This is a genomic window from Pseudomonas sp. FH4 (genome assembly GCF_000510915.2).
GTDB lineage: Bacteria > Pseudomonadota > Gammaproteobacteria > Pseudomonadales > Pseudomonadaceae > Aquipseudomonas > Aquipseudomonas brenneri.
Genome location: NZ_AOHN01000044.1, coordinates 325,359 through 344,765 on the forward strand (window position 1 = coordinate 325,359; position 19,407 = coordinate 344,765).

Here is a 19,407-nt window from a genome sequence, read left to right on the forward strand (position 1 = left end):
CGAGGCGTGACACACCGCCGGTCGATCATCCACTGCCATGGGCCATCAACTCTTCATAACGGCTCCAGATCTTCTGCGCATAACGCAGGCGCAGTGCATCACGCTCGGCCCCTGCCCCGGGCCCGACGTTATAGGCACCTACGGCGGTCCAGTTGTAGCCGAACTGCTTGATGAAGTCGGCCAGGATCGACGCCCCCACTTCCACCGACAGGCACGGCTCATCCAGCAACCGCTGCTCGGTAATCCCCTGCTTGAGCAGGCGCGGCAAATGAATGCTGTTGATTTGCATCAGGCCAATATCACGGGAGCCATTGGTATTGCTGTAGTTCATGGCCTCGGCGCGGTAGCCGGACTCTACGGCAGCAATCGCCTGCAACAGTTGCGGCTCGATATCGTATTGGCGAGCAGCCTCTGCCCAGCAATAAGCCCTGGCCTCACTTGCCACGCCCACGATGAACAGCAGCCCCAGCCAACAGGCCCGCTTCATGCCAGGTCGACATCCACTTCGGCGCCCCATCCACAGGCCGGGCAAAAACGCGGTGGTGTCCCCGCAGTTCGCGCTGCCTGGCCAGGCAGCTCAACCATCCGTACCCTGCCATTGAAGCGATAACCGCGGCCATACACCGTCGCAATCAAGCCCCGGTCACTCTGCAATTGCTTGCGCAACGAGTAGATGCACCGGGTCAGGGATTCTTCGGCGATATCGATATCGGGCCACACCTGCTCCAGCAACCAGTCCTTGGTGACCAGTATGCCGGGCGTGGCCAGCAAGAGGCGCAAGACATGACACTCTTTGGGTGGCAATTGAACATCGCGCCCTTGGGTGGTCAGCCTGCCATCCCCTTGCAACGTCCACTGCCCAAAGACGAGGGACGCCATCATCAAGCCCTCAATTGCAACAACCATTCAAACCTCTATACCTGTCTGCGGACATATCGCACCGCCTGGGAGATATCGCCACTATAAAAACCCGCAGCCAATTTCACGCTAGGAAAAAGCCCGCTGCTTCGAAGTTTTCCAGGAGTATCGCGTAGGACCTTTCGAAGCCTGTACGATACCAGCCCTTGCGCCTCGCTTTACTGCTCGGCTACCCGTGCAAATGCGCGTCGTACACGCTCGTACTGCTCGGTGCTCAGGGGGACCGAAGCGACGCGCCCCTCGACCACGGCAGGCGCAGGGTTATCCAGCTCAGTCACCAGCGTTTTGATAAGTTTCAACTGCTGTTCACTGCCCTTGATCAACAGGCTGTTGAGCTGCGGGTAGGCTATGACCGCAGCACCCGCACCGGCCTTGCGCCCAAGCTCGGCAAGCCGCCGCTCGACCATCGTCGCCATGCCGGGCACGGTGACCGTTTGCGCCCCTCTGTCGTACTGATGGTCCGCGACGTCAGCATTAAGCACCTGGACAACACCGACGCCGGGCAACGCCTGCCGGCGCGCTGGACGCTGGCGATCCATGAGTTGGGCCAGGCGCAATACGTGATCGACATAATTGGCAGGCCCGGACACATAAAACAATCGAGGACCGGCCTTGCGAATGGGGTAGCGCGCCTCGTCGAGTCCCGAGCGCCGCATGACTTTGCGCAACCGGTCGACAGTCATGTGCCGCAGGGTTACCCCGGAGCTCTTGGCCTCGCTGGCGTCGTAGAGATGCAGCACCTGGCCGTCGCTGTACCAGATCAGTTCGTGCTGCAACACCACGGTCTCCAGGACCGCTTGCGGGTCGGCAAAATCAAACTGCCCGGTAATACGCTTACCCGCCGCCAGCTTGCTGACCACGATGGGCTGGCCCAGGGGCACCGCGAGCCGGGAGAAGAAGCCCTGCAGGCTCTCGTTCCACACCAGGTAGGACTCGCCCGCCACAGGCAGGGCATTGAGCAGCAACAGCCCGCCAAGCAACCAGCGCTGCAAAAAGGCCCGGCAGGTCGCTGCGGCATATCGGTCAAGGAGCACGCGGGGGATTCCTGAATGGTCTTGCATGAAGGAGCGCCATAGTGAAAGGCCCCCGTAGTGCAATCTTGATGAAATTCTGACCTTCCAGTGCCCACTTGCACACCGTGGCATGTGCCTTGCTTTGCCTTGGCTATGGCGGCCCGTGCCAATGACGGAACGGGCGCAAAGACAAAGGCGTCGTTATCGGCAGGAGGCTTGCAAGCCACCCTACGGAACGACGCCTTTTTCACACAGAAGGTAGGTGTTGATGAGTGATCAGGTCGGCAACAGACAGGCAACCAATCCCCTGGCCTGGGTCAACGGCAGCGATGCCCCGGAAAAGAGCAGCCTCGACCTGGGCTTCATGGCCCTGAGCGACTGCGCTTCGCTGGTGGTCGCGGCGACACAGGGGTTTGCCCAACCGTACGGCCTGACATTGAACCTCAAGCGCCAGTCATCCTGGGCCGGCCTGCGGGACAAGCTGGTCAGCGGCGAACTGGACGCCGCCCACAGCCTGTACGGCCTGATCTATGCGGTCCACCTGGGCATCGGCGGCGTCGCTGCGACCGACATGGCGGTGCTGATGGGCCTGAACCAGAACGGCCAAGGCATCAACCTGTCCCAGGGCCTGCAACAGCAGGGCGTGACCAGTCCTGAGGCACTGGAGCGTAAGGTGCACCAAAGCCGAACAAAACTCACCTTCGCCCAGACGTTTCCTACCGGCACCCACGCCATGTGGTTGTATTACTGGCTGGCCAGCCAGGGCATTCATCCGCTGCGCGATGTCGAAAGTGTGGTGGTCCCACCGCCGCAAATGGTCGCGCACCTGCAAGCCGGGCGGATCGATGGCCTGTGCGTCGGCGAACCCTGGTGTGCCAGCGCGGTGCAGCAGAACCAGGGCTTCACCCTTGCCACCAGCCAGGCGATCTGGCCGGACCACCCGGAAAAAGTCCTGGGCTGCACCCAGGCGTTTGTCGAGCAATACCCCAACACCGCACGCGTGCTGGTGATGGCGGTTCTGGAGGCCAGCCGTTTTATCGACGACAGCATCGAGAACCGCCGCTCCACTGCGCAACTGCTCAGTGCCGGGGACTACCTGGACGCCCCACTCGACTGCATCGAGCCGCGCCTGCTGGGCCTGTATAACGACGGCTTGGGCAATCACTGGCAGGACGCCCACGCACTGCGCTTCCACGCGGGTGGCGAGGTCAATCTGCCTTATCTGTCCGACGGCATGTGGTTCATGACCCAATTTCGCCGCTGGGGCCTGCTGCGTGAAGACCCCGACTACCTTGCCGTTGCTCGCCAGGTGCAACAACTGGATATCTATCGCCAGGCCGCGACAGCCGTGGGCGTCGCCGCCTGGGGCGAGGAAATGCGCAGCAGCCAATTGATCGACGGCAAGGTCTGGGATGGCTCGGACCCGGCCGCCTATGCCCGCAGCTTCCGCCTGCATGCCCTGGCCGACGATGTCGTCCGCCACGCCTTGCGCTGATGGGAGACCGACCCATGTTGCGAATCCTGCTGATCAATGACACCCCGCGCAAAGTCGGGCGCCTCAAGAGTGCGCTGACCGAGGCCGGCTTTGAAGTGATCGACGAGTCCGGCCTGATCATCGACCTGCCGGCGCGCGTCGAAACGGTGCGCCCGGACGTGATTCTGATCGATACCGAGTCACCCGGCCGCGATGTGATGGAGCAAGTGGTGCTGGTCAGCCGCGACCAGCCCCGGCCCATCGTGATGTTTACCGACGAACATGACCCCGGCGTGATGCGCCAGGCGATCAAGTCCGGGGTCAGCGCCTATATCGTCGAAGGCATCCAGGCTCAGCGCCTGCAACCGATCCTCGATGTGGCCATGGCCCGTTTCGAGAGCGACCAGGCCTTGCGCGCGCAGCTCATAGCCCGCGACCAGCAACTGGCAGAACGCAAGCGCATCGAACTGGCCAAGGGCCTATTAATGAAGATGAAAGACTGCAATGAGGAACAGGCCTACACCCTGATGCGCCGCCAGGCCATGAGCCGCCAGCAGAAGCTGATCCAGGTGGCCGAGCAGATTATTGCCATGAGTGAGTTGTTGGGCTGAGATAGCGGTGTCACGGTTGGCGCAAGACTTGCTATGTAAACATCACAGGTAGCCAACGGCGGTTGCCCCTCCACGACAAAGACGTCGCACATCCGGTTTGCATACACAAACCCGGTGGCGGCGTTTTTTCGTTTTGGTGGGGCGGCTTTTGCTGGCCGTTCCATCACCAGGCCTTCTACAAGATCCCCAATCGTGAGGTGCGTGATGAAATCAAGCTTCTGGAAATCCGGGCACACCCCGACCTTGTTTGCCGCGTTCTTGTATTTCGACCTGAGTTTCATGGTCTGGTACCTATTGGGCCCACTGGCGGTACAGATCGCCGCCGACCTGCAACTGACCACCCAGCAACGCGGGCTGATGGTCGCCACGCCGATCCTGGCGGGGGCGATCCTGCGCTTCTTGATGGGCATGCTGGCCGACAAGCTGTCGCCCAAGACCGCCGGGCTGATTGGCCAGGTGATCGTGATTGTGGCGCTGTTCTTTGCCTGGAAGCTGGGGATCCACAGCTATGAACAGGCGCTGCTGCTGGGGCTGTTCCTCGGTATGGCCGGGGCCTCGTTTGCCGTTGCCCTGCCGCTGGCGTCCCAGTGGTACCCCGCCGAGCACCAAGGCAAGGCCATGGGCATCGCCGGGGCCGGCAACTCCGGCACCGTGTTTGCCGCACTGCTGGCGCCGTTGATCGCCGCCGCATTTGGCTGGAGCAATGTGTTCGGCTTTGCCCTGATCCCGTTGATCCTGACCCTGATCGTCTTCGCCTGGCTGGCGCGCAATGCCCCCGAACGGCCAAAAGCCAAATCCATGGCCGACTATTTCAAGGCCCTGGGTGACCGCGACAGTTGGTGGTTCATGTTCTTCTACAGCGTGACCTTCGGCGGTTTTATCGGCCTGGCCAGCGCCCTGCCCGGCTACTTCAACGACCAATATGGCCTGAGCCCAGTCACCGCCGGTTACTACACCGCCGCCTGCGTGTTCGGCGGTAGCCTGATGCGCCCTCTGGGCGGTGCCCTGGCTGACCGTTTCGGCGGGATCCGCACGCTGCTGGGCATGTACGGCGTAGCGGCCGTGTGCATCGCTGCCGTGGGTTTCAACCTGCCCAGTTCCTACGCCGCACTGGCGCTGTTCGTATGCACCATGCTCGGCCTGGGGGCCGGCAACGGCGCGGTATTCCAACTGGTACCGCAGCGTTTTCGCCGGGAGATTGGTGTGATGACCGGGCTGATCGGCATGGCCGGCGGCATCGGCGGCTTCGCCCTGGCAGCGGGCATGGGCGCAATAAAACAAAGCACCGGTAGCTACCAGTTGGCATTGTGGCTGTTCGCCAGCCTGGGCGTGCTGGCGTGGTTCGGCCTGTATGGCGTGAAGCGGCGCTGGAGGACCACTTGGGGTTCGGCTGCCGTCACCGCAGCGCGGGTCTGATGAGCCTGCAACTGAGCTTTGCCCAGGCCAGCGCCATCGGGCCACGGGAAGAAAACCAGGACGCCCTGCGCCTGGTCACCCCGGCCCTGGAGTTGGCCGCGAGCAAAGGCTACCTGTGTGCTATCGCCGACGGCGTCAGCCAATGTGCCGACGGTGGCCTGGCCGCGCGCTCGACCTTGCAGGCCCTGGCCCTGGACTACTACGCCACGCCGCAGACCTGGAGCGTGGCCCAGGCCCTGGACCGGCTGTTGCTGGCCCAGAACCGCTGGCTGCAGGCCAATGGCGGCGGCCAGCCGTTGTTGACCACCCTCAGCGCCGTGGTGTTTCGTGGCCAGCGCTTTACCCTGGCCCACGTCGGCGACTGCCGGGTGTATCGCTGGTTCGATGGCGAGTTGCAGCGCATCACTCAAGAGCATGTCTGGGAGCAACCGGGCATGCAGCATGTGCTCAAGCGCGCCCTGGGCCTGGATCAGCATCTGGTGGTGGACTTTCTCGACGGTGAACTGCGCCAGGGCGAATGTTTCCTGCTGCTCAGCGATGGCGTGTGGTCGACCCTGGCCGATCACAGCATCCGTGCGATCCTGCGCGAACAGGCTGACCTTAACCTTGCCGTGAATACGCTGGTCAGTGCCGCCCACCTGGCAGGTAGCCAGGACAATGCCAGCGCCTTGCTGGTGCGCATTGACCAGCTCGGCGCGGCGACCCTGGGCGATGCGCTGGTGCAGTTGCAGCAATGGCCATTGCCGCCGCCCCTGAAGGCTGGGCAATCCTTTGAAGGCTGGCAGGTGGAAAGTGTGCTGGCGCAAAGTCGCCAGTCGTTGCTGTACCGGGTACGCGACACCCAGCAGCAACCCTGGCTGCTGAAAACCCTGCCCCCTGGCCACGATGATGACAACGACGCCGCCCAGGCATTGCTTTCGGAGGAGTGGTTTCTGCGCCGGGTGGCCGGACGGGCGTTTCCTGAAGTCCATCCGGCCAGCGGGCGCCAGCATTTGTACTATGTGATGCGCGAATACAGCGGGCAAACCCTGGCCGCCCTGTTCCAGCACCAGGGCCCGTTACCGCTGGCGCAATGGCAGTCCATCGCCGAGCGTTTGCTGCGCGCGGTGGGCATGCTGCATCGCCGGCAGATCCTGCACCGCGACATCAAACCGGAAAACCTGCTGCTGGGGGACGACGGTGAATTGCGGGTGCTGGACTTTGGCCTGGCCTATTGCCCTGGGTTATCCGAAGACCGCGCTCATCTGCTACCCGGCACCCCCAGCTTTATCGCGCCTGAAGCCTTTAGTGGTGAACGTCCGACCCCGCAGCAGGATTTGTACAGTGTCGGCGTGAGCCTGTATTACCTGCTGACCGGGCACTATCCCTACGGTGAAATCGAAGCCTTCCAACGGCCCCGTTTCAACACGCCGGTCAGCGCCAGCCGGTATCGACCGGACCTGCCCGACTGGTTGCAGCAAAGCCTGGAACGCTCGGTGGCGGCACAACCGAATCAACGTTACGAAACCGCCGAGGAATGGCTGCTGGTACTGGAACAGGCCGACCGCCGCGAGCTGAGCCTGCGCCCCCGGCCGCTGCTGGAGCGCGAGCCTCTCAAGGTCTGGCAAACCCTGGCGCTGGTGTCGCTGCTGATCAATCTGGTGTTGCTGTATCTGTTATCCCTGTAGGTGGTCGGCGCGCCAGTTGTGGGCGTCGCGCCTTTAAATGGTGCGAAAAAGCCTTGCGACATCCGCCAGAACCTCAGTAAATCCGGCTTTTCACGACTTGGCACAACCACTGCATTAGCTCCTGCAACACCCCACATACAGCCCACCCTTCAACGACGAAGGTGGGGCTTTCCCGAGAGAACGGGACCAGGACAAAGGCGTCCTCGCTAGGCAACTAGCGGGACGCCTTTTTTTGTTTGCGCGTGATTGGTCGAGCCATTGCGGAGAACGACATGAAGAAACTCAAACTGGTGATGATCGGCAACGGCATGGCCGGGGTTCGCACCCTTGAAGAACTGCTGAAGCTGAGCACTGAGCTGTACGACATCACAGTCTTTGGCGCCGAGCCCCACACCAACTACAACCGCATCCTGCTGTCGCCGGTGCTGGCCGGTGAGCAGACCTTCGAAGAGATCGTGCTCAACGACCTCGACTGGTACCTGCAAAACAACATCAAGTTGCTGCTCAACCGCAAGGTGGTGCAGATCGACCGGGTCAAACGCAAAGTCATCGCCGAAGATGGCACCGAGGCCGAGTACGATCGCCTGCTGATCGCCACCGGCTCGACCCCGTTCATTCTGCCGATCCCTGGCAATACCTTGCAGGGCGTGATTGGCTACCGCGATATCGCCGACACCCAAGCCATGATCGACACCGCCAAGACCCACAAGCACGCCGTGGTCATCGGTGGCGGCCTGCTCGGCCTGGAGGCAGCCAACGGTCTGATGCTGCGCGGCATGCACGTCACCGTGGTGCATATCGGCGAATGGCTGCTGGAGCGGCAACTGGACAAGACCAGTGGCCAGTTGCTGCAAACCGAACTGGAAAGCCGCGGCCTGGTGTTTCGCCTGTGCGAACAGACCCAGGCCTTGCACGATGCCGGCAATGGCCGTGTGGGTTCGGTGCAGTTCAAAAACGGCGACGTGATTCCCGCCGACCTGGTGGTGATGGCCGCCGGGATCCGCCCCAACACCGAACTGGCGGAAAAGTCCGGTATCCCGTGCAACCGTGGGATCCTGGTCAACGACACGATGCAAACCTACGACCCGCGTATCTATGCCATCGGCGAATGCGCCAGCCACCGCGGGATTGCCTACGGCCTGGTGGCGCCGCTGTTCGAGCAGGCCAAGGTCTGCGCCAACCACCTGGCCCAGCTGGGGTTCGCCACCTACAAAGGCTCGGTGACCTCCACCAAGCTGAAAGTCACCGGTATCGACCTGTTTTCCGCTGGCGACTTCATGGGCGGCGAAGGCACCGAAACCATCACCCTTTCCGACCCCATCGGCGGCGTCTACAAGAAGCTGGTGATCAAGGACGACATCTTGGTCGGCGCCTGCCTGTACGGCGACACCGCCGATGGCGGTTGGTATTTCCGGCAGATCCGTGAGAACCATGGCATTGGCGAGATCCGCGACCACCTGATGTTCGGCGAAAACGCCTTGGGCGACGTCGGCCACCAAGGCCAGGACAAAGCCATGAGCATGGCCGACAGCGCCGAAGTCTGCGGCTGCAACGGCGTGTGCAAGGGCACCATCGTCAAGGCGATCCAGGAACAGGGCCTGTTCAGCGTCGATGAGGTGAAAAAACACACCAAGGCCGCCAGTTCCTGCGGCTCCTGCGCCGGGCTGGTGGAGCAGATCCTGATCAACACCGTGGGCGGTGCGGCTGACGTCAAACCCAAGAGCGAAAAAGCCATCTGCGGGTGCAGCGACCTGAACCACGGGCAAATTCGCCAGGCGATCCGCGACCAGCACCTGCTGACCATCGCCGACACCATGAGCTACCTGAACTGGCGTACCCCCAACGGCTGCGCCACTTGCCGCCCGGCATTGAACTACTACCTGATCTCCACCTGGCCAGGGGAAGCCAAGGACGATCCGCAATCACGCCTGATCAACGAACGGGCCCACGCCAACATTCAGAAAGACGGCACCTACTCGGTAGTCCCGCGGATGTGGGGCGGTGTGACCAATCCTTCCGAACTGCGGCGGATTGCCGATGTGGCCGACAAGTACAACGTGCCGATGGTCAAGGTCACCGGCGGGCAGCGCATCGACTTGCTGGGCATCAAGAAACAGGACCTGCCCGGTGTGTGGAAAGACCTCGACATGCCTTCCGGGCACGCCTACGGCAAATCCATTCGTACCGTGAAGACCTGCGTAGGCAGCGAGTTCTGCCGCTTCGGCACGCAGAACTCCACACAGTTGGGCATTGAGCTGGAGCATGACCTGTTCAATATGTGGTCGCCCCACAAGGTCAAGCTGGCAGTCTCCGGTTGCCCGCGCAACTGCTCGGAAGCCGGGATCAAGGACGTGGGCATTATCGGCGTCGACTCGGGCTGGGAGATGTATATCGGCGGCAACGGCGGGATCAAGACCGAGGTCGCGGAGTTCTTCGTCAAGCTCAAGACCGCCGAGGAGGTGCGCGAATACAACGGCGCCTTCCTACAGCTGTACCGCGAAGAAGCCTTCTACCTGGAGCGCACCGTGCACTACATGCAGCGGGTCGGCATGGACCATATCAAGAAGGCCGTACTGGAAGACCCGGCACGGCGCCAGGCCCTGAACGAGCGCCTGCAGTTCTCCCTGTCGTTCGAACAAGACCCATGGAAAGAACGTCTGGAACAGCCGTTGCTGAAGAAGGAATTCGACACCATCGCCGTCAAACAGCTGGAGGTAGTGCTATGAACTGGCTGGATATCTGCGCCCTCGACGAAATCAACGCCCTGGGCTCGCGCATCATCAGTGGCCCGAAAGGTGAAATCGCGATTTTTCGTACCAGTGACGACGAAGTCTTCGCCCTCGACGACCGCTGCCCGCACAAGGGCGGGCCACTGTCCCAAGGGTTGATCTATGGCAAACGCGTGGCCTGCCCGCTGCACAACTGGCAGATCGACCTGGCATCCGGCGAAGCCCAGGCCCCGGATATCGGTTGCGCCCACCATCACCACGCCCGGGTTGAAAACGGCCGGGTGATGCTGGCCCTGCGGGACGCCGGTTGATGGAGCGCCAGACCACCGCATCGACCTGCTGCTACTGCGGGGTCGGCTGCGGCGTGCTGATCGAGCATGATGGCACACAGATCCTCGGGGTCAGTGGCGATCCGACGCACCCGGCCAACTTCGGCAAACTGTGCAGCAAGGGGTCGAGCCTGCACCTGACTGGCGACCTGGCAGCGCGGGCGTTGTACCCCGAGTTGCGCCTGGGCAAAGGCCTGGCCCGTGGCCGTACCGATTGGGACAGTGCCCTGGACCACGCCGCCCAGGTGTTCGCCGACACCATCGCCGAGCACGGCCCTGACAGTGTGGCGTTCTATATCTCCGGGCAGTTGCTGACCGAGGATTACTACAGCTTCAACAAACTCGCCCGGGCACTGGTGGGCACCAATAATATCGACAGCAATTCCCGGCTGTGCATGTCCTCGGCGGTGGTCGGCTACAAGCGCAGCCTGGGGGCCGATGCGCCGCCGTGCAGCTATGAGGACCTGGAGACCAGCGATTGCGTGATGATCGTCGGCAGTAATATGGCCTACGCCCATCCGGTACTGTTTCGTCGGCTGGAAGAGGCCAAGGCGCGCCGCCCGGATATGAAAGTGCTGGTCATTGATCCACGGCGCACCGATACCTGTGACCTGGCCGATATGCACCTGGCAATCCTGCCGGGCACTGACGTCGCGTTGTTCCATGGGATTTTGCATCTGCTGCTGTGGGAAGACTGGATAGATCGCGACTTTATCCAGGCCCATACCGATGGCCTGGTCGAACTCAAACGCCTGGTCCACGACTACACGCCGCAGATGGTCACGCAATTGTGCGGGATCAGCGTCGAGCAACTGCGCCAGTGTGCGCAGTGGGTTGGCACCTCGGCGAGCTTTCTGTCGCTGTGGTGCATGGGGCTTAACCAGTCCACCGCCGGCAGTGCGAAAAACAGCGCCCTGATCAACCTGCACCTGGCCACCGGCACCATTGGCCGCCCAGGTTGCGGGCCGTTTTCCCTGACCGGCCAGCCCAACGCCATGGGCGGCCGGGAAACCGGTAGCCTGTCAAACCTGCTGCCGAGCCATCGTGACGCCAACAACCCCGAGCACCGCGCACAAGTGGCCGCCTACTGGGGGGTTGAGCAACTGCCATCGAGCACCGGCTTGACCGCCATCGAGCTGTTCGAGCAGGTACAGGCCGGCAAGATCAAAGCGTTATGGATCGCCTGCACCAACCCTGCGCAATCGTTGCCAGACCAGAACAACGTGCGCCTGGCCCTGGCCGCGTGCCCATTCGTGGTGTTGCAGGAAGCCTTCCGCACCACAGAAACGGCGGCCTTTGCCGACCTGCTATTGCCAGCCGCCAGTTGGGGCGAGAAAGAAGGCACCGTGACCAATTCCGAGCGGCGCATTTCCCACGTACGCCAGGCCATTGCCCCACCGGGTGAGGCGCGGTCGGACTGGGCGATTACCGTGGATTTCGCACAGCGCCTGGAGCAACGTTTGCGACCTGGCCTACCGAGCCTGTTTGCCTTTGCGCAACCGGCGCAGATTTTTGATGAGTTCAAACTGCTGACACGCGGTCGGGACCTGGACCTGTCAGGCATCAGCCATGCCCTGCTCGACCGGATCGGCCCGCAGCAATGGCCGTTTCCCGCCGAGGCGCAAAGCGGCACGCCACGGCTGTACACCGACGGTATCTTCCCGACCGACAGTGGCCGCGCGCACTTTATCGCCGAGCCTTATCGCGCCGCCAAAGAACAACGTGATGCACGCTTTCCACTGACCCTGATCACCGGCCGCCTGCGCGACCAATGGCACGGCATGAGCCGCACCGGTACGGCGGCGCAACTGTTCGGCCACGTCAGCGAAGCATTGCTTGGCCTGCACCCGGACGAACTGCGCCGGCACCGCTTCAAAGAGGGCGATCTGGTCTGCCTGAAAAGTCGGCGTGGCCATGTGATTGTGGCCGTGACCAGTGATGACAGCGTGCGGCCCGGCCAGGCGTTCCTGCCAATGCATTGGGGTGATCGCTTCCTCAAGGGCGGCGTCAACCTGCTGACTCAGCCGGCATTCGACCCCTTGTCGAAACAACCCGAACTCAAGCACAGCGGTGTGCGCCTGGAAGCGGTGCAATTGCCTTGGCAGCTGTTTGCGCTGATCGAAGGGGACGTCCAGCAACACTTCGAAGCCTTGCGCCCTTTGTGCGAGCGCTTTGCCTACGTCAGCCTCAGCTTGACCGGGCGTGAACGGCCGGCGCTGTTGGTGCGTGCTGCCCATACCGAGGCGCCGGACCTGCAGTTGCTCAAGAACATCGACCAATTGCTGGGCCTCAACGACGGCCCGGTCATGGCTTATGACGACCCACGGCGCTCCATCGGCAAACGGGTAAAAATCGAGAAAGGCCGGATTACCGCGATCCGTCTGGCCGGCGAAACCCTGGCCCGCCATTGGCTGCAAAGCCTGTGGCTGGAAGGCCGGGCCGATGAACAACTGCGCCGCTGGCTGCTGGCCCCGTTAAGCGCGCCACCCGGTGCGGGTACGAGCAGCAACAAAATCCTCTGCAACTGCAAGAACGTCAGTGAACACGCGATATGTGCAGGCATCAGCCGCGGCCTGGGCCTGGATGGACTGAAGCAGGAGCTGGGCTGCGGCACGCAATGTGGCTCATGCGTACCAGAAATCAAACGGCTATTGGCGAGCACCTCGCAGCCAATCGCAATCAGTGTGTGAGGGCAATGAATATGAGCGCAAAAGTCTGGTTGGTAGGCGCAGGGCCGGGTGATCCGGAGCTGTTGACCCTCAAGGCGGTACGGGCCCTGCACGAGGCCGATGTGGTGTTGATAGATGACCTGGTCAACCCGACGGTGCTTGAGCATTGCCCGAACGCGCGGGTGATTACCGTCGGCAAACGCGGCGGCTGCCGTTCCACGCCCCAGGATTTCATTCATCGTTTGATGCTGCGTTATGCGCGACAGGGTAAATGTGTGGTGCGCCTCAAAGGCGGTGATCCGTGCATTTTTGGCCGTGGCGGCGAAGAAGCGACCTGGCTCAGGGAGCGAGGCGTGAGCGTGGAGTTGGTCAATGGCATCACCGCCGGGCTGGCAGGTGCGACCCATTGCGATATACCGCTGACACTGCGCGGGATCAGTCGCGGCGTAACGCTGGTCACGGCCCATACCCAGGACGACAGCAGCCTCAATTGGCGGGCCTTGGCCGAGGGTGGCACGACACTGGTGGTCTACATGGGCGTGGCGAAGCTTTCAGAGATTGCCCGGCAGTTGCTGGACGGTGGCATGGCTGCAGATATGCCAGTGGCGATGATCGAGAATGCCTCGCTGCCCCAGCAGCGTGAGTGCCGCAGTTCCCTGGCGTGCATGCAGGATGATGCCAAGGCATTCGCCTTGAAGAGCCCGGCTATCCTGGTAATCGGTGCCGTGGCGGCAACAGCGGGTGAAGCTGCATTGTTGGCCAGCGCCTGAGGTAAATCGCAGGCGAAAAAAAGCCCGGCTCAAGAGCCGGGCTTTTTTCTACCACTCAGTAATTACTGAGCTTGAGCTTCAACCGATGCTTCTACGCGACGGTTAACAGCACGACCAGCTTCAGTTGCGTTATCAGCAACTGGGCGGGATTCGCCGTAACCTACGGAGGTGATACGGCCAGCGTCAACGCCGTCTTTAACCAGGACTTGCTTAACAGCGTCAGCACGACGCTGGGACAGCTTCTGGTTGTAAGCGTCTGGACCGACGGAGTCAGTGTGACCAGCAACTTCTACGTTGGTAGCTGGGTACTGAGCCATGAAGTCGGCCAGGTTTTTCACGTCGCCGTAGCTGTTAGGCTTAACAACGGCCTTGTCGAAGTCGAACTTAACGTCCAGCTCAACACGAACAACCTGAGCAACCGGAGCTTCTGGCTCTGGAACTGGCTCTGGAGCTGGTGCTGGGGTAGGAGCTGGAGCGGCTGCGCCAGCGTTACCGCCGAAGTTTACGCCCAGGCCGACCAGTGCGGAGTAATCCCACTTGCCGTTGTCCAGACCGTAGTCAGCTTCAACACCGGCACGAGCGTACAGGTTGTTGGTGAAGTAGTACTTAACACCAGTACCGATGATGGCTTGAGTGGTCTGATCGCGACCGCTGTGACCGTCAGCCAGTACGTTGGTACGGCTCTGGTGACCGAAACCACCTTCTACGTATGGACGCAGGGAGTCGACGCCAGCCTGACCGAAGTGGTACTGAGCAGTCAGGCTGCCGGTATCACCTTTGATCTTCTGGTTGCCAGTACCGTCGTTCGAACGGGTGTGGTTGGTTTTGTCGTAGGACAAGTTCAAGGACAGGTCGTCGGTCAGGAAGTAACCGATGCGAGCGCCAGGATTGAAGCCGTCTTCGATGTGCTTGACGCTATCGTTGTACTGCTTCTTGTAGAACAGCTCGCCTTCAACTGCGCCTTGGCCTTGTGCCAGAACGCCGAAAGAAGTAGCGGCAATAAGAGAACCAATGGCCAAGCCCAAGGTGTTTTTCAGTTTCATCCGTTAAATCCCCATCTGGTGATTGTAAAGCAGTCCCACATACCGGGGGACAACTCGGCGACAAGTCTAACAGAACTTGCCTACACGTAAGAGATATTTGCACCGAACTAAGTTTCAGTACTGCCCGCAAATTTCTCACGTAATTTATCAAGAGCACGTTTGTAACGCATTTTTGTAGCACTCAAACCCATATGCATAATGTCAGCAATTTCCTGAAATTCCAGTTCTGCGACAAATCGTAGCACCAGAATTTCCCGGTCAATTGGGTTCACATGCACCAACCAGCGATCAAGCCCGCCCTTCTCCTCGGGTGCCGGCGTCTTTTCTTCAGACGCCTCCTCAAGGGGGTCCAGGCTCAACGCGTCCATCAAGCGACGCTTTCGCCGTTCCTTACGATACTGCGTGATGCACTCGTTGTACGTGATGCTGTAGAGCCAGGTTTTGAACTTCGATTTACCCTCGAAGTTCTTCAGGCCATACAACACCTTGAGCATCACTTCCTGACAGACATCATCCGCATCACGATCGTTCCCTAAATATCTTGAACAAACGTTGAACAGAGTGCGTTGATACCTGCGCATCAATTCTTCGTACGCGCGTGTTACGTGAAACAGCTCCGTGTGCGAGCGCGCGACCAACTCCTCATCAGAGAGCTCACGGGGGTCATAGCGCGTGGACAGCGTTTGGGCTTTATTCAAAACAAGTCGTGCCGACAGTCAGGTCAATGTCCGCCACACCCTGGGTTGCCAGGATTGCGGCGGCGTACATTAGCAGGGTTTACCGGGTTAGCGGCTATTGACCTGCTGTTCCAGCAGAACCCGATTGGACAGCGACACTAGTTCGCCATCATCGGTCAGCACCGTAGTCTTCACCGTACCGATCTCTTCAATCTGCCCTTCGACCTCGCCAACACGCACGTGTTGCCCCACCTGATACAACTCACGCACATAGATTCCCGCAAGAATCTGCCCGGCAATTCCCCGGCTTCCCAAACCCATGGCCAGCGCAACGGCCAGACCAACGGTAATCAAAACGATCACAATCACATGGTTGAGCAGGTCAGTCTTGACCTCCAACTGGCTGATCGCCACCGAAATACTGATGATGATCACCAACCCCTGGGCAATTCGCCCCAGGCCTGCGGCATAGTCCAGGCCGACACCTTCGGCAGCACCGCGTACCAGGCCATTGGCCAACTGCGCCAGCAAAACCCCTACCAGCAACACCAGCGCGCCGCCGAATACTTTCGGCAAATACAGCGCCAGCATGTCGAGCGTAGCTGAAACTCGCTCAAGTCCAAGGGATTGCGCCGCAGAAACCAGAAAAATCAGCAAAACAAACCAATAGACGATCTTGCCGATCAACGTCGAGATCGGCACTTGCAGCCCGACGCGCCCCAGCAGCTTGGTCAATCCGGTGCCGGCCATCAAGCGGTCGAGGCCCAGCTTGGCGAGCAGTTTGGAAAGCAGGGTGTCGAGCAGCTTGGCCACGACAAAGCCCAGCAACACCAGCACCAGCGCACCAAACAGGTTGGGAATGAAATTCGCCACCTTGGTCCACAACGCAGTCATTGCAGTGACCAGACTCTGCGTCCAGAGATCAAGTTCCATATTCAATCAGCCTTATCAGCAGTGCGAGCAATAGGTTTACGACGAGAAACAGGTGATACATGGGCCGAACCGTTGTTCAGCGCCATCATCAGTGCCGGCAGCCAGCGACCGAGCAGACCGAACAGGTCGCCCGCGCCTACCTGGCGGTTGGCGGTTTTCAGTACGCGGCCCAGGCAAGCATCGTCGTCACGGTTGGACGGCGAAGCGTTAAGCATGTCACGCAAAGACTGTTCAAACGGATCGTGCATAGGGACCTCTCGCAAGTGATTTAAAAGACGAGGGCAAAATTCATCGGGTCACATGACCTCACCCGCGGTTCAGGTCACGTTCAGGTCAAACCCAGCGTAAACGTCGAAACAACCACCACTGCCCAAGGGCCACCGAGACCATCAACAAGCAGGCAATCACGAAGCCATAGGGGCTCTCGGAGAACGGAATGCCCCCCACGTTGATCCCCAGCAAACCGGTCAGAAAACTCATCGGCAAAAAGATCCCGGTGATGATCCCGAAGCGATACATGGTGCGACTCATGCGCAGGCTCAAACGCCTATCCTCGGCCTCCAGCACCAGCCCCACGCGCTCCCGGCTCAGTTCCAGCTCTTCCAGGTAACGGGTCAGGCTGTTGTTCAATTCATTCCAATAGTCGGCATCGTCATCGACGAACCAGGGCAGTTTTATGCGCGTCAGTTGCGCAAAAATATCGCGCTGCGGTGCCAGGAAACGCTTCAGCGCGGCGGCACGCCGACGGATCTGCAGGACACTGCCATGCTCTGGGGTATACCGTTCGTCGGTATCCAGTTTTTCTTCTTCGATATCGACGATTTCAGACAGGTCACTGACCAGATCCTGCACTTTGTTGGTCAGGTATTGCGCCATGCACAGGATCAGTTCGGAAGCAGTCCTTGGACCTTTTCCATCCTCCAGTTGCACCAGCAACTCGTCCGTGGCGCGCAAAGGCCGCAGCCGCAGGGAGATGACCCGGTCGGCCGAAGCAAAGATACGCACCGACACCATGTCTTCCGGCTCGGCCCCCGGATTGAGGTTGATTCCGCGCAGAAACAGCAGCAACTCGTCGTCCGGCAACGGCAACAGCCGTGGTCGCGTGTTCTCCTCCAGCAGCAGGTCACAAGCGAACTCGCTCAGGCCACTGGATTTGCGCAGCCAGGTCTGGGTCTGGGGATGACTGCGGTCCCAATGCAGCCACAGGCTTTCCTGAGGCTGCAGTTGCAGGTCATCAAGCTCTGTCCGGGCAATCGAACGCGCACCGCCTTTACCGTCCAGCACCAGGGCATGCACCAGCCCCCACTGCGCGTTTTCTTCCTCGAACATCCTCACCCCGTCGATTACTGCGGTTATTCAGGCATTTTCAGCGGGCTGGGCGAAACAATCACGCCATTGTTATCGGCATAGACATATTCGCCTGGACGGAATGTCACGCCGGCAAAGGTCACGGCCCCGCCCAGGTCGCCCACACCCTGGCGATGACTCTTCTTCGGATGGCTGGCCAGGGCCTGCACGCCGAGGTCAGTCTGGGCGAGGACATCAACGTCCCGTACACAGCCGTAGATCACCAACCCTTCCCAGCCATTTTTTGCGGCGCGATCGGCGATCATGTCGCCCAGCAAGGCGCAGCGCAGCGAACCACCACCGTCGACCACCAGCACTTTACCGGTGCCGTCCAACTCGGCCTGTTCCTTGACGCGGGAGTTGTCCTCAAAGCACTTGACGGTCACGATCTGGCCACCGAAGGAGTCCCGACCACCAAAGTTGGCGAACATCGGCTCCAGCACCTGCACCAGGTCCGGGTAGGCGTCACACAGGTCGGGGGTAACGTAATGGTTCATCGAAAAACTCCTGTCGGTGAAAGAAGGTGTCGAACATCCACAGCCACATCAAGAAAACGCATCGCAACGGGCATTCTTTAAGACCTGCCGCCTCGTGGGCCGCAATGATCAGACCCACCAGCCTGTAACGCAATAACCACTGCGCGACTGAATATGACCAGAACAGCCTGGTGCGTCATATCTTAGCCGCAAGTCCCATCAAGCGAAACGCCCGTCTCAGAGCCTTATCTCAGACTGTCACGGGCACCTGCGCCTGCGCGCCCACCAAGGGTGTCAATGGATCTTTCAGCCAACGCAGCACCAGTGGCCACACCTCGGCCTGGGCGGCTTTACTGACCAGCATCTCGACATGCCCGAAATCACCGCTGAACCCTTGCTGGCGCCCCAGGCACAGGTATTGACGATGCTCGCTGCCCACTTGTTCAAACAGCTTGCGGCAGGCCCAGTCCGGATCTTGATGGTCACCCGCGGCACTCACCGCCAACAGCGGCACATCGACCTCAGCCAGACCTTTCCACCAATCGCGCTCGGCATCGCCAAAACGCCCGAACAAACCATGCCAGCGCATGCTTTCCAGGGCCAACCCAATGGGCTCGTCTTCCGGACCACGCTTGAGCCGCGAGCCGGAGAGCTGGGCAAAGCGCTTCAGGATCAAGCGCCCACCCCACTCCACCGGCGGAATTTTCAACGGCCAGTAAGTACGACTGACCTGGCAGCCAAACAGTGCCACCGATGCCACCGCCGGCGCGCCCAGGTACTGGCCACCCAAGGCTGCCGCCAAGGTCGTGCCACCCAGCGAATGGCCGATCCAGTGCGGGATCTGCCCGCTTTGCTCACGCACAAAGGCGGCGATGGCGGGCAAGTCGTATCGAGCATAGTCGGCGACACGATTCTTGGCGTAATCCTGGTTGCGCCGGGAAAGCCCGTGCCCACGCATTTCCGGGATCCATACATCAAAGCCCTGGCGCGCCAGATACGCCCCCAGACCAATGCCTTTGGGCGAATACCAGAAACGTCGATTGGAGAAGCTGCCATGCACCAGCACCACCGGGACACCACGGCTTTGCGCGACATCGGCCAGGCCCAGGCGTGTCACCGCCAGCTCTACGGTGCTGTCGGGACTGTTGCCAGGCTTGAGGCGATAGACATCTTCACTCAGGTCGCCACGACGCTCAGCGCTGATCAGGGCGACGGGAAACAGGTTACTGCTGCTCTGCATAATGTTCTTGCACAAAAAAGGGCGGCGTCCGGAGGGAGTTCCGCCCTGTACAGAATGAGAAATGCCGGCCAGCCACAATGGCTGGCCGGCAAATG

The 19,407-nt window shown here is 60.8% G+C and carries 18 protein-coding genes; 8 read left to right on the forward strand and 10 right to left on the reverse strand.

Annotated features, from left to right (window positions below):
• Positions 1 to 25: 25 nt before the first annotated feature.
• From H097_RS25740 to H097_RS25750, 3 genes are all read right to left on the reverse strand, one after another.
• Entirely contained in the window at positions 26 to 487 is a 462-nt protein-coding gene (locus H097_RS25740; RefSeq protein WP_032863373.1) for a transglycosylase SLT domain-containing protein, read from the reverse strand.
• Entirely contained in the window at positions 484 to 882 is a 399-nt protein-coding gene (locus H097_RS25745) for a winged helix-turn-helix domain-containing protein (RefSeq protein ID WP_241495443.1), read from the reverse strand. Before H097_RS25745 ends, H097_RS25740 begins: the two co-directional genes overlap by 4 nt.
• A gap of 194 nt (positions 883 to 1,076) precedes the next feature.
• Positions 1,077 to 1,952, reverse strand: coding sequence for a secretin N-terminal domain-containing protein (locus tag H097_RS25750; protein WP_032863375.1), 876 nt, complete (start codon positions 1,950 to 1,952; stop codon positions 1,077 to 1,079).
• Positions 1,953 to 2,199: 247 nt separating this feature from the next.
• Here H097_RS25750 and H097_RS25755 point away from each other — a divergent pair, with 247 nt between their 5' ends.
• The 8 genes from H097_RS25755 to cobA all read left to right on the forward strand — a co-directional run bounded on the left by H097_RS25755 (position 2,200) and on the right by cobA (position 13,596).
• Positions 2,200 to 3,426, forward strand: a complete 1,227-nt coding sequence (locus tag H097_RS25755; protein ID WP_032863376.1) for a CmpA/NrtA family ABC transporter substrate-binding protein — start codon at positions 2,200 to 2,202, stop codon at positions 3,424 to 3,426.
• Between the two features lie 14 nt (positions 3,427 to 3,440).
• Complete coding sequence (locus H097_RS25760; protein WP_032863377.1) at positions 3,441 to 4,016, forward strand: ANTAR domain-containing protein; 576 nt, start codon at positions 3,441 to 3,443, stop codon at positions 4,014 to 4,016.
• Positions 4,017 to 4,220: 204 nt separating this feature from the next.
• Positions 4,221 to 5,432 (forward strand): nitrate/nitrite transporter, encoded by a 1,212-nt coding sequence (locus tag H097_RS25765; RefSeq protein WP_032863378.1) that lies wholly within the window; start codon positions 4,221 to 4,223, stop codon positions 5,430 to 5,432.
• Positions 5,432 to 7,099, forward strand: a complete 1,668-nt coding sequence (locus H097_RS25770; protein ID WP_032863450.1) for a bifunctional protein-serine/threonine kinase/phosphatase — start codon at positions 5,432 to 5,434, stop codon at positions 7,097 to 7,099. Before H097_RS25765 ends, H097_RS25770 begins: the two co-directional genes overlap by 1 nt.
• A gap of 272 nt (positions 7,100 to 7,371) precedes the next feature.
• Positions 7,372 to 9,825: a nitrite reductase large subunit NirB gene (gene nirB / locus H097_RS25775; protein ID WP_032863379.1), complete on the forward strand. Its 2,454-nt coding sequence runs from the start codon at positions 7,372 to 7,374 to the stop codon at positions 9,823 to 9,825.
• Complete coding sequence (gene nirD / locus H097_RS25780) at positions 9,822 to 10,139, forward strand: nitrite reductase small subunit NirD (RefSeq protein WP_032863380.1); 318 nt, start codon at positions 9,822 to 9,824, stop codon at positions 10,137 to 10,139. The genes nirB and nirD overlap by 4 nt, the downstream gene beginning before the upstream one ends.
• Positions 10,139 to 12,847 carry a nitrate reductase gene (locus H097_RS25785; protein ID WP_032863381.1) on the forward strand — a complete coding sequence of 903 codons (2,709 nt, stop codon included), beginning with the start codon at positions 10,139 to 10,141 and terminating at the stop codon, positions 12,845 to 12,847. Before nirD ends, H097_RS25785 begins: the two co-directional genes overlap by 1 nt.
• Before the next feature lie 11 nt (positions 12,848 to 12,858).
• Positions 12,859 to 13,596 carry a uroporphyrinogen-III C-methyltransferase gene (gene cobA / locus H097_RS25790; RefSeq protein WP_032863382.1) on the forward strand — a complete coding sequence of 246 codons (738 nt, stop codon included), beginning with the start codon at positions 12,859 to 12,861 and terminating at the stop codon, positions 13,594 to 13,596.
• A gap of 62 nt (positions 13,597 to 13,658) precedes the next feature.
• Here cobA and H097_RS25795 read toward each other — a convergent pair whose 3' ends face one another.
• The 7 genes from H097_RS25795 to H097_RS25825 form a co-directional block, all read right to left on the reverse strand.
• The gene (locus H097_RS25795; protein ID WP_032863383.1) at positions 13,659 to 14,639 is read right to left on the reverse strand and encodes an OmpA family protein; all 981 of its coding nucleotides are present in this window, start codon (positions 14,637 to 14,639) and stop codon (positions 13,659 to 13,661) included.
• A 107-nt stretch (positions 14,640 to 14,746) separates the two neighbouring features.
• Positions 14,747 to 15,337, reverse strand: a complete 591-nt coding sequence (sigX, locus tag H097_RS25800) for an RNA polymerase sigma factor SigX (protein ID WP_032863384.1) — start codon at positions 15,335 to 15,337, stop codon at positions 14,747 to 14,749.
• Positions 15,338 to 15,424: 87 nt separating this feature from the next.
• Complete coding sequence (locus H097_RS25805; protein ID WP_032863385.1) at positions 15,425 to 16,249, reverse strand: mechanosensitive ion channel domain-containing protein; 825 nt, start codon at positions 16,247 to 16,249, stop codon at positions 15,425 to 15,427.
• 2 nt (positions 16,250 to 16,251) lie between these two features.
• Positions 16,252 to 16,497, reverse strand: a complete 246-nt coding sequence (locus H097_RS25810) for a hypothetical protein (RefSeq protein ID WP_029298275.1) — start codon at positions 16,495 to 16,497, stop codon at positions 16,252 to 16,254.
• 85 nt (positions 16,498 to 16,582) lie between these two features.
• Positions 16,583 to 17,578 carry a zinc transporter ZntB gene (locus H097_RS25815; protein ID WP_032863386.1) on the reverse strand — a complete coding sequence of 332 codons (996 nt, stop codon included), beginning with the start codon at positions 17,576 to 17,578 and terminating at the stop codon, positions 16,583 to 16,585.
• Positions 17,579 to 17,601: 23 nt separating this feature from the next.
• Positions 17,602 to 18,093, reverse strand: coding sequence for a ribonuclease E activity regulator RraA (gene rraA / locus H097_RS25820; RefSeq protein ID WP_029298280.1), 492 nt, complete (start codon positions 18,091 to 18,093; stop codon positions 17,602 to 17,604).
• Positions 18,094 to 18,322: 229 nt separating this feature from the next.
• Positions 18,323 to 19,312, reverse strand: a complete 990-nt coding sequence (locus H097_RS25825) for an alpha/beta fold hydrolase (protein WP_032863387.1) — start codon at positions 19,310 to 19,312, stop codon at positions 18,323 to 18,325.
• Between the last annotated feature and the right edge of the window lie 95 nt (positions 19,313 to 19,407).